Raw genomic sequence first — 14,281 nt, forward strand, 5'->3', positions numbered from 1 at the left:
ACCTCTAACGTGCCGCCGGCCCGGCCGGCTTCAGTCCAGCGGAGCCCCGCCATGACCATGCAGCCCACGCCGCAGCCGGACGGTCGCCTCGGCGATGCCGCCGACCTCCCGACCCGCGCCGCCACCGCCGCTTCGATCGCCGCCGCCCATGCCGAGGCGGTGGACCGCGACGGGCGCTTCCCCGAGGAGGCCGTCGCCGCGTTCCGGTCGCAGCGCCTGCTCGGCGCGGCGGTGCCGATCGCGCTCGGCGGGGAGGGCGCCTCGGTCCGGATGCTGGCCGAGGTCGCCTACGTGCTGGGCCGCGCCTGCGCCTCCTCGGCGATGATCTTCGCCATGCACCAGACTAAGGTCGCCTGCCTGATCCGGCACGGACGCGGCGAGCCCTGGCTGGACGGCCTCCTGCGCCGCATCGCCGACGAACAGCTCCTGATGGCCTCCTCCACCACGGAGGGCCAGGGCGGCGGCAATGTCCGCTCCTCCTCCGCGGCGATCGAGTCCGACGGCGAGGGGGTCACCCTGGAGCGGGCGGCCACCGTGATCTCCTACGGCGCCCAGGCCGACGGCGTCGTCACCGTCGCCCGCCGCTCGGCCGAGGCCGGGGCCTCCGACCAGGTGCTCTGCGTCTTCCTGCGTGAGGATTACAGCCTGGAGCGCCTGAGCGGCTGGGAGACCCTCGGCATGCGCGGCACCTGCAGCAGCGGTTTCCGCCTCAAGGCCCGCGGGCTTCCCCAGCAGGTGCTCGCCGCCCGCTACGGCGACATCCACAACCAGACCATGACGCCGGTCTCCCACCTCCTCTGGTCGAGCGCCTGGGCCGGCATCGCGGCCTCCGCCGTCGACCGGGCGCAGGCGTTCACCCGCACGGCGATGCGCGGCGCCGGCGGGGTCGCCCCGCCCGGCGCGCTGCACTACGCCCGCGCCGTCTCCAGCCTGAAGCAGGCCCGCGCCCTCATCACGCAAGCCCTCGACACCTTCGAGGGGGCCGACGGCGATCCGGCCGCGCTCGCCGGCCTCGACGTGCAGACGGCGCTCACCATGCTCAAGGTCGAGGTCTCGGAGCTCGCCGTCGCCACCGTGTCGAGCGCGCTGCGGGCCAACGGGCTCGCCGGCTACCGCCAGGACGGCGACTTCAGCGTCGGCCGGGCGCTGCGCGACATCCTCTCGGCGCCGATCATGATCCACAACGACCGGATCGTGGCCAACCTCGCCACCGCGACGCTGATGTCGCCGGTCGCCGCCTCGCTGAGCGCCTGACCCGAGCGCGCCGCGCTCACCCGTCTCTGCCGAAGGACTTGCCCGCCATGAACATGCCCGTGATGAACGCGCCGGCCTCGCCGCCCGCGACCGACCCCCTCGACGCCCTGTTCGACGCGATGTTCAAGCCGATGAACGCGCAAGGCGTCTACGCCCGCACCGGCGCCTACGAGTCGGTGGTGGAGGCGCTGGCCGCCTTCATCTCGGCCCGGCGCGAGGCCGGCACCGAGGTGTTCCGCTTCCCGCCGGTGATGAGCCGGGCGCATCTGGAGCGGCACGGCTACCTCAAGAGCTTCCCGAACCTCCTGGGCTGCGTCTCCTGCCTCGACGGGAACGAGACGGAGATCCGCGCCTCGGCCGACAAGCACCTCGCGGGCGGCGACTGGACCGAGGACCTGCAGACCGCCGACCTCGTTCTGACGCCGGCCGCCTGCTACCCGGTCTACCCGATCGCCGCCGCCCGCGGCGCGGTGCCGTCGTCCGGCTACCGCTTCGACGTCGCCTGCGACTGCTTCCGCCGCGAGCCCTCGCGCCATCTCGACCGGCTGCAATCCTTCCGGATGCGCGAATACGTCCGCATCGGCACGCCGGAGCAGATCGTCGCCTTCCGCGAGAGCTGGATCGAGACCGCCACCGCCATGGCCGACGAACTGGGCCTGCCCTACACGGTCGAGACCGCGAGCGACCCGTTCTTCGGCCGGCTCGGCCAGATCATGGCCTTCAGCCAGCTCGAACAGGCGCTGAAGTTCGAGCTGCTGATCCCGCTCCGGGGCGCGGCCGCCGGCACCGCCTGCATGAGCTTCAACTACCATCGCGAGCATTTCGGCACGACCTGGGGCCTGAACCTGGAAGACGGCGAGCCCGCCCATACCGGCTGCGTCGCCTTCGGCATGGACCGCCTCGCGGTGGCGCTGTTCGCCACCCACGGCGAGCGCATCGACGCGTGGCCGGACGCGGTCCGCGCGGCGCTGAAGCTCTGACGCGATCGCGCCGGGAGCCGCCGATGCCCCTCGATCCGCATGTCAGCCGCTTCCTCGACATGATGGCGCTCGGGGGCTCGCACGGCATCACCCTCGACGCCCGCCGGGAGGGATTGCGCGGGCTCGCGCGCCTCGCAGGGCTGAGCGCCGAGGGCGTCGAGACTCGCGATCTCGTCCTGCCGGGTCCGGTCGGGCCGATCCCCGCGCGGCTCTACGCGCCGGAGGAGAACGAGGGCGGCCCCGGCCTGGTCTACCTGCACGGCGGCGGGCTGGTGACCGGCGGTCTCGACACCCATGACGGGATCTGCCGGGTGCTCGCCGAAGCCGGCGGCCTCCGGGTCGTCGCGGTCGATTACCGGCTCGCCCCCGAGCACCCGTTCCCGGCGGCTCTGGAGGATGCCCTCGCGGCAACGGCGTGGATCGCCGCGCATGCGAAAAAGCTCGGGATCGATCCGGCCCGGCTCGGGATCGGCGGCGATTCCGCCGGCGCGGGGCTCGCGGCGCGGGTCTGCCAGGAGCGGCGCGACGGAACGATCCGGGCGCAGCTCCTGATCTGCCCGGTGCTCGACGGGCACGGCGCGTCGGCCTCGCGCCGCGACTTCGCCCGCGGCTACTTTCTCGACGAGGCGACGATCCGGCGCGACCTCGCCGCCTGCGGCCCCGCGGCGACCGCGCCGTCGCCCCGTCTCTCGCCCCTGCGGGAGGCGGCGCTCGCCGGCCTGCCGCCGGCCCGCATCCACACCGCGGAGTATGACCCCGTCCGCGACGAGGGCGCGGCCTATGCCGAGCGGCTGGAGAGGGCCGGCATCGAGGCCGCGCACAGGTGCCACGCCGGCATGATCCACTTCTTCTACGGCCTCGGGCGGCTGGTGCCGCGCGGCCGGCCGATCCTGTCGGCAATCGCCCGCGACTTCGCCGAGTGCCTCGCGGGGCACCCCCAGCAACCTGTCCTGAAGGAGAGCCCCCATGTCCCTGCGTGAGACCGTCTTCGCCGAGATCGCCGCCATCGCCGCCGAGCAGGAGAAGGCGATGCCGCCGATCACCGACGACCTCGTGATGCTCGACACCGAGTTCGACTCGCTCTGCTTCGCCCTGCTGGTGGCGCGGATGGAGGATCTCACCGGCGCCGACCCGTTCGGCGAGATGGACGCCTCCGACCTGCCGGTGACGGTGGGCGACCTCGTCGCCCTCTACGAGCGCGCCGCGACCCGGCAGGCGGCCTGACCCCGATGGTCCTGCGCGAGAGACTTCTGGCGGCGGGCGGACTCGAGGGCCTGTTCCTGTCCGACCACCGCAGCCGACACGATCTCGCCGGGATGGTCTCCGGCGAGCGCGACGCCGCCGCGACGGCGGCGCTCGCCGGCCGCCGGGTGCTGCTCGCCGTCGGCGGGCAGATGGCGGCCGCGCGCGCCATGATCGCGCTGGACGGCCTCGCCGCCCGGATCGCCCTCGTCCCGCCGAAGCTCGCGCCGGAGCACATCGCCCGGATCGCGACGGATGCCGAGGCCGAGATCTGCGTCGCCGACGCCGAGGGGCTGGCGCCCGAGGCGCTGCCGGGCCTGCCCCGCATCGACGCCGCCGACGTCTTTTTCCGCGCGGGCTCCGGGATGAAGCGGGAGACCGAGTGGGCGCTGGCCACCTCCGGCACCACCGGCGCGCCGAAGCTCGTCGCCCACACCCTCGACGGGCTGGCCGGCGGCATCAACACCGCCGCGGCCCCGGAGCCCGGCACGGTGTGGAGCACCTTCTACGACATCCGCCGCTACGGCGGCCTGCAGGTCTTCCTGCGGGCGATGCTCGGACCGTCCTCGCTCGTGCTCTCCGACGCGGGCGAGCCGGTGCGCGACTATCTCGTCCGCGTCGGGGCCGAGAACGTCACCCACATCCTCGGCACGCCCTCGCACTGGCGCCTGGCCCTGATGAGCGCGGCGCTCGACCGGCTGAGCCCCCGCTACGTGCGGCTCTCGGGCGAGATCGCCGACCAGACCATCCTCGACGCCCTGCGCGCCGCCTTTCCGCAGGCGCGCATCGCCCACGCCTACGCCTCGACCGAGGGCGGCGTCGGCTTCACCGTCGAGGACGGGCAGGAGGGCTTTCCCGCCTCCCTGATCGGGACGCGCGCCGGGATCGAGATCGCCGTGCGCGAGGACAGCCTGTTCGTGCGCTCACGCCGCACCGGCCGACGCTATCTGGGGGCCACGCCCGAGGCGCTGATCGCCGAGGACGGCTTCGTCGACACCGGCGACCTCGTGGAGCGCCGCGGCGAGCGCTACCACTTCCTCGGCCGGCGCAGCGGCGTGATCAATGTCGGCGGTGCCAAGGTGCAGCCGGAAGAGGTCGAGACGGTCATCAACGTGTTTCCGGCCGTGTCGATGTCCCGCGTGCGGGCGCGCCCGAACCCGATCCTCGGCGCGGTGGTCGAGGCGGAGGTCGTCCTGCGCGCCGATGCCGACGCGGACCGCCCCGCGCTCAAGAAGGCGATCATCGCCCATTGCCGCCCGCGGCTGGCCGGCCACAAGGTGCCGGCGAGCGTGACGTTCGTGGACGCGCTGCCGATCACCTCGGGCGGCAAGCTGGTGCGGAGGGGCGCGTGAACGACGATCTCAAGACCGGGCGCCTCGTCGTCGTCACGGGGGCGAGCCGTGGGCTCGGCCTCGCCATGGCCGAAACGCTCGCCGCCGACGGATTCCGCGTGGTGGCGCTGGCGCGACGCCCGAGCGAGGCCCTGGAGGCGGCGCAGGAGACCGCCGGCCCCGGCCGGATCGCCTTCATGGCCGCCGATCTCGGCGCGATCGACGCGCTCCAGCCGCTCGCCCAGAAGATCCGGGCGGAGCACGGGCCGGTCTACGGCCTCGTCAACAACGCCGCGCTCGGCACGCCGGGCCTGCTCACGACGATGCCAGCGGCGAAGATCGCCGAACTCGTCCACCTCAACACACTGGCGCCGATGGTGCTGACCAAGTACCTCGCCCGCGGGATGATGAGCGCGGGGGCGGGCCGGATCGTCAACGTCAGCTCGATCATCGCGTTCACCGGCTACAACGCGCTCTCGGTCTACGCCGCCACCAAGGCCTCGATGATCGGCTTCACCAAGTCGCTGGCCCGCGAGGTCGGGCGGCTCGGGGTCACGGTGAACGCGGTGGCGCCGGGCTTCATCGAGACGGCGATGACCGGCGAGATGGACGAGGCCGAGCGCGGGCGGGTGGCCAACCGCAGCGCCCTCAAGCGGCTGGCCGAGCCGCAGGACGTGGCCGACGCCGTCGCCTACCTGATGTCGGACCGGGCCCGGAACGTCACCGGCACGGTGCTGACCATCGACGCCGGCAGCACCGCCTGATTCCGTTTTCAATCGATTCCGCCGGTGCCGCCCCGGTTCCATTCCCATTGGCCGCGGTCCCACGTGGCGGCCGAGGCGGATCAATCAGTATTAGCCCGACCTTCTTCCCCGTATAGGAATCCGTTACACCGATCGCATGACGGAAAGAGCAGTCTCCGTCCGGCACGAAGCGGCCGGCATTAATTTCGCTTTATTGTAAGCTCGTCCCGGTGCGGGACGAGAATGCGCCGTTCTCCATGGTTCGATCGCGCGGAGCCGTGGAGCACTTGGGTGCGGGGGAGCGCGACGAGCTTGAGGGGCCACCGATGGTTGGGGTGAACGACGCCGTGGAAGATCTCCCGTCCGCGGGGGAGGGGGGCCGGGCCGCGCGGGCCAAGGTCCGCTGCCGGACGATCGAGGACGACGACCTCGACGCCGTGGTGCGCCTGCTGCGGGTCGGCTTTCCCGATCGGTCGGAAGCCTACTGGCGGACCGGGCTCGAACGGCACCGCAGCCAGCCCCTGCCCGACGACGTGCCGCGCTACGGCTATGTCCTGGAACGGGACGGCGCCATCGTCGGCGTCCTGCTCGCCCTCTACCGCACGGTGACGGACGAGGCCGGCACGCATCTGCGCTGCAACCTGTCGAGCTGGTACGTGCTGCCGGAGTTCCGCGCGCTGGGCACCCTGCTCGACGGCTTCGCCATGCGCGACCGGCGCGTCACCTACACCAACGTCTCGCCCGCTCCGCAGACCTGGCGGATGCACGAGGCGCGCGGCTTCAAGCCGGTCTGCTCGGGCCAGATGCTCGTCATGCCGCTGCTCGCCGGCCTCGGCCGCGGCCGGCGCGTCCGGGCGGCCACGCCCGAATCCCTGCGCCTGCTGCCGGAGCCGGAGGCCCGTCTCGTCGCCGACCACATCGCCTTTGGCTGCATCGGCCTCGTCTGCTCGGAGGGGGACAAGGCCTGGGCCGTCCTGTTCCAGCGGCGCGCCATCAAGCTGCGGCCGGGGGAGACCCGGTGGCCGCGCCTGCCTTGCCTCCAGCTCGTCTACCGCTCGACCGCCCTCGACCTGCCCGCCTTCCTCGGCGCGATCGGCCGGCATCTCATCCTGCGCCACGCCATGCCGTGGTTCGTGCTCGACGCGGTGGGCAAGCTGCCGGGCCTGGCCGGACATTTCTTCGACGGCCGCGCCCCGAAATACGCCCGCGGCCCCAACCCGCCGGCCACCGGCGATCTCACCTACACCGAGGTGGTCCTGTTCGGGTCTTAGAAAGCATTCCGACACTTCGGCGGACGGCTTTACCGAAAAAATCGGCGTGGAGCGGCAGAGTCATAGGGTCGCGCACGGTCCTCACGGCCCGAAAGACGCCATAAACTAAGATTCCACGGAGTCTTGGCGGGCACGGGATCGGCGCGGCACGAGATCGGCTTCCTTCCCATCCGGCCAAGCTCAGGAGACGTCCGGAGGAAACGACCCAAGGACACGCCCTATGGAACCGCCGGAATGCTGAACCTGCTCTTGGTCGTCGCCGTCGCGGTCTGGTTCGCGCTGCTCTACCCGCTGGCGCGCCACCGCCTCGAGACCCGGATGGGACCGCTGAACGGTCCCGTGGCGGTTCCGTTCGCCCTGATGTCGATCTTCGCGCTGCTGCCGCTCGTCTTCAACGTCCCGCGGGACGACGGCAACGCCGTGCTGGATCAGGGGCTCACGGCCTCCAACATCGCCCTCGTCGTCATGACCGGCCTGACCGGGCTCTACCTCGCCGTCCGCATCGCGGTCGACCGGCGCGTTCTGCTGGTGGCCTTCGCGATGCCCTACCTGCCGTTCACGCTGATGATCCTCGTGAACGGCGTCAGCACCGCGTGGTCGGTCGTGCCGACCTACACGGCCTACCGGACGGTCGAGCTCGCGATCTTCACGCTGGCCTCGATCCTGATCTTCGACCGCAGCGACATCGAGCGGCGGCTGCCCAACCTCTTCGCGCTGTTCGTCGTCGTCTGGCTGGTCGCCACGACGCCGATCATCCTCGACAGCCTCGCGCACGGGATCGTCTTCTCCTCGGCGAAGCACAACCTGGTCCCCTATCTCTGCGCCACCTACGCCTTCGTCGTCCTCTTCGACGACCGCATCCCGCACCGGGGCGCCCACCTCTTGCTCGCCTTCGCCGGCTTCGTCATCGCCGGCTCGGCCGCGAGCACCGCCGCGCTCGTCGCGGCGGCACCCGGCATGATGGTGGCGTCGCGGCACCGCCGGCTGCGCCTGCTCGGCTACGCGTCCTTCACCGTCTACCTCGCCCTGTTCGTCCTGCTGATGGGCGCCCTGTCGGCCTTCCCGGCCCTGCTCGACGCCCTATCGGTGGTGCTGCAGAAGCCGCCGGAGGAGCTCGCCGACGCCACGGGGCGCGGCACCTTCTGGCCGGTCTTCATCGAGGCGACCAAGGACCGCTTCGTCGGCGCCGGCTACGCGGCCGGCGACCGCTTCATCCAGCTCCTCATCCCGACCACGGCGCTGGCGGAGACGCTGGCCCGCGACGCGGTGTTCATCTCCAGCTCGCACAACATGCTGCTGAGCGCCTGGGCCGGCACCGGCCTGATCGGGATCGGCTTCTGCGCGATGGTGCTGGGGGCCGCGATGCGCTGGGGGATGAAGCTCGACCGCACCGGGCGGCGCCTCGTCGCCACGAGCGTGTTCTTCCTGATCCTCAACGGCATGACCACGCCGGGCATCTTCCAGGACTGGAACATCCACGTCCTGACCTTCGTGGCCGTGCTGGCCTATGCCCGCGTCGGCGCCCTGCGCCGTGAACCGGTGGAGGCGGTCGCGCCGGCGCCGGAGGTTGCGCCCTTCGACCTGCGCCGGGCGGCGCCCGCATGGCGCGCATCTTGAAGCATGAGCCCGAACCGACACCCGGCCCGCGGCCGATGTCCCGAGACGGGACGGATCATCCCCGCATGATCCGCTCCGGGACGGACGCGACGCACCGGATCGGTTGCAGCGGGTCGGTCGAACCCGCACACGACCTTTGTTCGAAAGTCTTTCGATGACGATGATCGAGCGGATGCCTTCGCGATTCTTCGTCGGCGCCGAGCCGGGCAAGCCCGACGTGACGCCGGAACCGTGGTTCCTCGACCCGCGGGAGATCGGGCGGGCGCTGCGCGCGCGCTGGGCGCTCGTGCTGGCTCCGATGGTCCTGCTGCTGGTGGCCGCGGTGGCGTGGCTCGCCCTGGTGCCGCCGCTCTACGCCGCCGTGACGCAGATCCTGATCGACCCGCGCGGCATCCAGGTGGTCAAGGACGGCGTGACGCCCGCGGATCAGGCGAGCGATGCCAGCCTGCTCCTCGTGGACAGCCAGATCCGCGTCCTGATCTCCGACGACGTGCTGCGGCAGGTCGTGCAGCGGTACAAGCTCGATCAGGACCCGGAATTCGTCCGCTCCGCGTCGCTGCTGGAAACGGTCAAGGGCAGCCTCTCCTCCCTGCTCGGCGCCTCGGGCGCGCCCGCCGACGACGCGCTCACCGCCCTGCGCACCCTGCGCGACCGCACCGCCGCGCGCCGCCTGGAGCGCAGCTTCGTCGTCGAACTCGCCGTCACCACCGACGACCGCCGGAAATCGGCCGACCTCGCCCAGGCGATCGCCGAGACCTACCTCTCTACCGTCTCGCAGGCGCAGGCGCAGGTGACCCGCAAGGCCGGCGAGGCGGTGGCGAGCCGGCTCGGCGAGTTGCAGGACGACCTCCGCGAGGCCGAGGACAAGGCGCAGAAGTTCCGCGCCGCCAACAATCTCGTCGGCACCCGCGGCCAGCTCGTCAGCGAGCAGGCCCTGACCCAGCTCAACCAGCAGCTCGGCGCCGCCCGCGCGCGGGCCGGCGAGCTGCGCGGGCGCCTCGCCCAGATCGAGGCGGTGGCCAACGGGCGGGCCGACCTCAACTCGGTGACCGAGATCGTCCAGTCCACGACCATCGCGCAGCTGCGCAGCCAGCTCGCCCAGATCGAGGCGGCCCGGGCCGACACGGTGTCCAATCTCGGGCCGCGCCACCCCACCCTGCGCACCAGCGAGCTGCAGGTGCAGACCCTGCGCAACGACATCAACGCGGAGATCCGACGCATCGCCGCGGCCACCCGCAACGACTACCGCTCGGCGGTCGCCAACGAGGCGTCCCTCGCCGCGACCCTGGAGAGCCGCAAGAAGGAGGCTCTGGCCGTCGACAAGAGCTTCGTGCGCCTGCGCGAGCTGGAGCGGCAGGTCGAGGCGAGCCGGGCGGTCTACGAGGCCTTCCTCGTCCGCGCCCGCGAGCTTCAGGAGCAGCAGCGCCTCGACACCTCGGCCTCGCGCATCATCTCGCCCGCCTCGCTGCCGGCGCGCCGTCTCGGTCCGCCGATCCCGGCGATCCTCGCGGTGGCGGCGGCGGCCGGCCTCGGCCTCGGCGTCGGGCTCGCCCTCCTCGCCGTTCCGGTCGCGGGGCGGATCGGCTCGCGCCACCGGCTGCAGCAGATCGCGGGGCTTCCGGTCGTCGCGGTGCTGCCGGCCAAGGCGCGGACCCGGACGCGGGGCAAGGCCGGCGGCGAGGCCCTTCGCGCCGACACCGCCTACGACGTGGCCGTGGCGCGGCTCGGCGGCCGACTCCAGCGCGACGTCTCGACCACGCGGCCGACGCTCGTCCTCATCACCTCGGCGGACGACCGCACCGGCAAGTCGGAGCTGGCGCGCAGCCTCGCCGCCTCGGCGGCCCTCGACGGCCAGCGGGTGCTCCTCGTCGATGCCGATCCCGAAGCGATGATCTCCCGCGACCTGCGGACGGCGCCGAAGCGCGGCGTCGCCGAGGCGCTGCGGGCGCGTTCGGGGCTCGGCGACGCGCTGGTCGACGGGCCGACCGGGGTCAAGATCCTGCCCTTCGACGACGCGGCCCTGAGCCTCGGCACCGGGGCCTATACCGGCGCGATCCTGACCGCGGCGGCATCCTTCGACACGGTCTTCATCGATATCGGGCTGATCGGCACCGACATCGCCGCCGAGCGCCTCGCGCAGGATCAGCGCTTTCCCACCCTCCTGCTGACGGCGAGCGCCACCCGCAGCGGCGTCGCCCGGCTGCGCCGGTCCCTCGATGCCCTGGGCCGTGATCCGCGGGTGCATCTCGTCATGACCGACGCGGACGCCGAGGCGTGAGCCTCGGGCCGCGCCGGCCCGGCGCCGCGCGCCTCGCCGTCGTCGCGGGCCTGCTCGCCTTCGCCCTGGCCGGTCCGGTCCAGGGCGGCGATGCGCGGGCGCCGCTGGTGCTGCGGGTCGCTCCCACCGGGGCGACCGGCGCCGGCCAGAAAGACCGCTTCGCCGACCTGCCCCTGGCTCTCGCCCGCGTCGCGGCCCTGCGCCGCCAGGGAGAGGGCCGCGCGATCGTCGTGGAGCTGGAGCCCGGCACGCACCGGATCGCCGCGCCCGTGCGGATCGGCCCCGAACAGTCCGGCAGGGCCGGGGCGCCCCTGATCCTGCGCGGCGCGGCCGACGGGTCGAGCCGGCTCGTCGGCAGCGTGCCCCTGGCGCCCGCGTCGCTGCCGCCGCGCCTGCGCGATCGCCTGCCCGCGGCGGCGCGCGGGGCGGTGCGGGCCTATCGCCTGCCCGAGGCGCTGCGCCGGGAAGCGGCCTTCCGCGCGCCGCGGCGGCTGCGCGAGACCCACCCGCGCGTCACCGAGATCTTCGATGCCGGCGGCGCCCTGCGCCCGGCGCAATGGCCGAACCCTGGGTGGGCGACGGTCGCCGGCGTCGAGGCCGGCGGCCTGGACTTCACCCTGAAGGACGCGCCGGGCCTGCCCGACCTGTCGCAGGAGCGCGACCTGTGGGTCGAGGGCTTCTGGCGCTGGGACTGGCTCCTGGAAACGCTCCCCGTTGCGCAGGTCGATCCGCGCCGCCGCCGGCTCGAACTGGATGCCCCGCCCTACGAGGGCATCCGCGAGGGCGCGCGGATGCGGGTCGTCCACGCGCTCGCCGCCCTCGACGAGGCCGGCGAGTGGTGGAGCGACCGCCAGAGCGGCCTTCTGCTGGCCTGGCCGTCCCCCGGCGCGGCCGAGCTGGAAGCGAGCCTCGCCGAGACGCTGATCCAGGTGGACGGCGCGCGGCACCTGCGCCTCGAGCGGCTTCGGCTGGAGCGCGCGCGCGGCGACCTCGTGACCGTGCGCGGCGGCGAGGATATCGAGATCCGGGCGAGCGACCTGGGCTGGGCGGCGGGCCGCGCGGCGGTGTTCGAGGGCGTGACCGGCGGCGGCGTCTCCGGCAGCGCGATCCACGATATCGGCGCGAGCGCGGTCCGCCTCGTCGGCGGCGACCGCGCCACCCTCCGGCCCGGCGGCCTGTTCGTGCGCGATTCCCGCTTCACCCGCTTCTCGCGGCTGAGCCGCACGCAGAGTTCGGCGATCGAACTCGACGGCGTCGGCGCGGAGGCGAGCGGGAACCTCATCACCGACGCGGTCGGCTACGCGGTCTACCTGCGCGGCAACGATCACCTGTTCCGCCGCAACGAGGTCGCCCGCCTCATCCACGGCCTGAGCGACACCGGCGCGATCTATGCCGGCCGCGACGTCACCGCCCGCGGCTCGATCATCGAGGACAACTACGTCCACGACATCCGCACCGATCCGGGGAGAGAGGTGAAGGGCGTCTACCTCGACGACATGGCGAGCGGCTTCACCATCCGGCGCAACCTGTTCGTCGATGTCCAGCAGCCGGTCTTCATCGGCGGCGGCAGCGACAACATCGTCACCCGCAACGTCCTCGTCGCCTCGAGCCCGATGGTCGCCCTCGACGCGCGGGGGCTGACCTGGATGAAGCCGTCGCTCAACGAGGCGGATTCGGAGCTCCGCGCCGCCTTCGCCGCGATGCCGCTCGATTCACCGCCCTGGCGGATGCGCTACCCGAAGCTCGCCGAGGCGCTGTCCGACGATCCGGGCCGGGCACGCAACAACCAGATCATCGACAACGTGGTGATCGGCGGCGGCGACCTCTTCGCCTTCACCGAGAAGGCCGAGGCGGGTCGGCAGATCATTTTGTACAACACCCGCCTCGACGGGCCGCCCCCGCCATCCGGCGACCTCGCCGCGCTCGCCCGCTTCGCCGCCTCGCGCGGCGTCACGCTCGGGCTCGATCCGCCGACCCTGCGGCGGGACGGGTTGCCGGCCTCGCCGTTCACGGATGCGCGCCGCTGACGCGCCTCCCGCTAGGACGCCTCAGGCGCCCTTCCTCACGCAACCTTGGACGGCATCTCGGTGAGGACCGAAAACTCGCTGACGATGGCCTCGTGCACCTGCTTCAGCCAGTCCTCGGCGATGCGTGCCCGCTCCTCGGCCGCCTCCGCCCGCTCTTCCGCCGCGCGGATCCGCTGCTCGGCCTGAGCCTGCACGTTGGCCGCCCTGGTCTCGGCCGCCCGGACCCGCTCGCTCGCCAGCTTGATGTCGTCGCGGACGCGCTCCAGGAGCTCGTGCACCCGCTGCTCCTGCTCCTGGGCCTGCGCTTCGACCTCGCGGGTCCGGTGAGCGGCGGCGCGCACGCGCTCGATCAGGTTCGCCCAATCCTGCGAAGATGAGGGCGGCGCCATCACGGACACGCTCGCATCGGCATCCGTTTGAACGAGGCGCAGGATACTGGTCAGGCTATCGGTCGGCTTCGGAGCGTCTTGAGATACGACAGGCATATTTTGAGACTCGGAGAGATCAAAATCAAGCGGACGCTCCCAGCGCATCTTCTTGACAATGTCCATCTTGAAAAGCTTCCAGCGAGACATGGAGGCACGGCGGATACATGCGGGCGAGGTATGATCCGCAAAAACACGATCATTCAAAACAATCGTCTGAAGCAAGACAAATTTTTAACAATGAAATTGCCAAGTTTGCCTTCCGGATCGATGTTGTAAAAATATCACAACATGGTTTATGCATACTTTCATACATAAGCCCTGTCGATTTCTTCGTCTTGGCCGCTCGGATGTCGTGGTGCGGCAACCAGAGGCGATCGACTGCATCGCAATTCTGGCGCGACCCGTCGCATCAACGATTGACTTCGCTGAAGTCGGGTCTCTCGACTGTTTGCGAGACCGGCAGATCGGTTTCTCGTGTCTTCGGCGGCCTTGGGCGAGGCGAGGCCCGCGTTCCGCACACCGCCGCCGAACCGGCATCGCGGTCAGGCGCGGTCTGCCAGAAGCGGTTCGAGGGCGTCGAGGTAGCCCGCGACGGCCGCCTCCACGGTGAAGTGCGGAAGAGCGCGCGCCGCCGCGCGCCGCAAGTCCTGCCGGCGGCTCTCGTCGTCGAGGAGATGCAGGGACGCCGCGGCCCACTCCGCCACGATCATCGGCCGCACCTCGCCGCAGCCATAGGCTTCGAGCAGGCCGCGGGCCGCGCCGGAATGGGGCGAGGCCAGCACCGGCGTCCCGCTCTGGAGCGCCTCCTGCACCACGATCCCCCAGACGTCGCCGCGGCTCGGGAACAGGAAGAGCCGCGCCGAGGCGTAGACGTCGGGCAGCGCCTCCTGGGCGAGGAAGCCGTCGAAGCGGGCGACGATTCCGGCCTGCGCGAAACGCGCCTCCATCTCCGCCCGCAGCGGTCCGTCGCCCGCGACCCGGACCGACAGGCGCCGGCCGCGGTCGCGGCAGGCGAGCACGACGTCGGTGAAGAAGCGGGCGCCCTTCACCTCCTCGTTCAGCATGCCGCAGAACAGGAGGTCGTAGGGACGGGCGGCGTCGGGCGGGGGC

Annotated in this window: 12 protein-coding genes; 10 read left to right on the forward strand and 2 right to left on the reverse strand. The window is 72.1% G+C overall.

Going from position 1 to position 14,281, the window contains the following annotated elements:
- Positions 1 to 51 precede the first annotated feature (51 nt).
- The 10 genes from ABS772_RS16975 (at position 52) to ABS772_RS17020 (ending at position 12,743) form a co-directional block, all read left to right on the forward strand.
- Positions 52 to 1,254 (forward strand): acyl-CoA dehydrogenase family protein, encoded by a 1,203-nt coding sequence (locus tag ABS772_RS16975; protein WP_350395977.1) that lies wholly within the window; start codon positions 52 to 54, stop codon positions 1,252 to 1,254.
- Positions 1,255 to 1,301: 47 nt separating this feature from the next.
- A complete protein-coding gene (locus ABS772_RS16980) occupies positions 1,302 to 2,234 on the forward strand; it encodes an amino acid--[acyl-carrier-protein] ligase (protein WP_350395978.1) in 933 nt (310 codons plus the stop codon).
- Positions 2,235 to 2,257: 23 nt separating this feature from the next.
- Positions 2,258 to 3,214, forward strand: a complete 957-nt coding sequence (locus ABS772_RS16985) for an alpha/beta hydrolase (protein ID WP_350395979.1) — start codon at positions 2,258 to 2,260, stop codon at positions 3,212 to 3,214.
- A complete protein-coding gene (locus ABS772_RS16990) occupies positions 3,201 to 3,458 on the forward strand; it encodes an acyl carrier protein (protein ID WP_350395980.1) in 258 nt (85 codons plus the stop codon). Before ABS772_RS16985 ends, ABS772_RS16990 begins: the two co-directional genes overlap by 14 nt.
- Positions 3,459 to 3,463: 5 nt before the next feature.
- Positions 3,464 to 4,828, forward strand: coding sequence for a class I adenylate-forming enzyme family protein (locus ABS772_RS16995; RefSeq protein ID WP_350395981.1), 1,365 nt, complete (start codon positions 3,464 to 3,466; stop codon positions 4,826 to 4,828).
- Positions 4,825 to 5,571 carry an SDR family NAD(P)-dependent oxidoreductase gene (locus ABS772_RS17000; RefSeq protein ID WP_350395982.1) on the forward strand — a complete coding sequence of 249 codons (747 nt, stop codon included), beginning with the start codon at positions 4,825 to 4,827 and terminating at the stop codon, positions 5,569 to 5,571. The genes ABS772_RS16995 and ABS772_RS17000 overlap by 4 nt, the downstream gene beginning before the upstream one ends.
- Positions 5,572 to 5,876: 305 nt before the next feature.
- On the forward strand, positions 5,877 to 6,821 hold the full coding sequence (locus ABS772_RS17005) for a hypothetical protein (RefSeq protein ID WP_350395983.1): 945 nt from the start codon (positions 5,877 to 5,879) through the stop codon (positions 6,819 to 6,821).
- A 234-nt stretch (positions 6,822 to 7,055) separates the two neighbouring features.
- Complete coding sequence (locus ABS772_RS17010) at positions 7,056 to 8,438, forward strand: O-antigen ligase family protein (RefSeq protein ID WP_238257400.1); 1,383 nt, start codon at positions 7,056 to 7,058, stop codon at positions 8,436 to 8,438.
- Between the two features lie 172 nt (positions 8,439 to 8,610).
- Positions 8,611 to 10,716: a GumC family protein gene (locus ABS772_RS17015; RefSeq protein ID WP_350395984.1), complete on the forward strand. Its 2,106-nt coding sequence runs from the start codon at positions 8,611 to 8,613 to the stop codon at positions 10,714 to 10,716.
- A complete protein-coding gene (locus tag ABS772_RS17020; RefSeq protein WP_350395985.1) occupies positions 10,713 to 12,743 on the forward strand; it encodes a right-handed parallel beta-helix repeat-containing protein in 2,031 nt (676 codons plus the stop codon). Before ABS772_RS17015 ends, ABS772_RS17020 begins: the two co-directional genes overlap by 4 nt.
- A gap of 35 nt (positions 12,744 to 12,778) precedes the next feature.
- Here ABS772_RS17020 and ABS772_RS17025 read toward each other — a convergent pair whose 3' ends face one another.
- Positions 12,779 to 13,294 (reverse strand): hypothetical protein, encoded by a 516-nt coding sequence (locus ABS772_RS17025; RefSeq protein WP_238258197.1) that lies wholly within the window; start codon positions 13,292 to 13,294, stop codon positions 12,779 to 12,781.
- A gap of 419 nt (positions 13,295 to 13,713) precedes the next feature.
- A partial coding sequence (locus ABS772_RS17030; protein WP_350395986.1) for a glycosyltransferase family 4 protein occupies positions 13,714 to 14,281 on the reverse strand: 568 nt, incomplete at its 5' end.

It is taken from the genome of Methylorubrum podarium (genome assembly GCF_040270385.1).
GTDB lineage: Bacteria > Pseudomonadota > Alphaproteobacteria > Rhizobiales > Beijerinckiaceae > Methylobacterium > Methylobacterium podarium.

What these genes read in the sequence shown, in the direction of transcription:
- ABS772_RS16975 (WP_350395977.1), top strand. Translation starts at nt 52, where the DNA reads ATGACCATGCAGCCCACGCCGCAGCCGGACGGTCGCCTCGGCGATGCC.
- ABS772_RS16980 (WP_350395978.1), top strand. Translation starts at nt 1,302, where the DNA reads ATGAACATGCCCGTGATGAACGCGCCGGCCTCGCCGCCCGCGACCGAC.
- ABS772_RS16985 (WP_350395979.1), top strand. Translation starts at nt 2,258, where the DNA reads ATGCCCCTCGATCCGCATGTCAGCCGCTTCCTCGACATGATGGCGCTC.
- ABS772_RS16990 (WP_350395980.1), top strand. Translation starts at nt 3,201, where the DNA reads ATGTCCCTGCGTGAGACCGTCTTCGCCGAGATCGCCGCCATCGCCGCC.
- ABS772_RS16995 (WP_350395981.1), top strand. Translation starts at nt 3,464, where the DNA reads ATGGTCCTGCGCGAGAGACTTCTGGCGGCGGGCGGACTCGAGGGCCTG.
- ABS772_RS17005 (WP_350395983.1), top strand. Translation starts at nt 5,877, where the DNA reads ATGGTTGGGGTGAACGACGCCGTGGAAGATCTCCCGTCCGCGGGGGAG.
- ABS772_RS17010 (WP_238257400.1), top strand. Translation starts at nt 7,056, where the DNA reads ATGCTGAACCTGCTCTTGGTCGTCGCCGTCGCGGTCTGGTTCGCGCTG.
- ABS772_RS17015 (WP_350395984.1), top strand. Translation starts at nt 8,611, where the DNA reads ATGCCTTCGCGATTCTTCGTCGGCGCCGAGCCGGGCAAGCCCGACGTG.
- ABS772_RS17025 (WP_238258197.1), bottom strand. Translation starts at nt 13,294, where the DNA reads ATGGACATTGTCAAGAAGATGCGCTGGGAGCGTCCGCTTGATTTTGAT.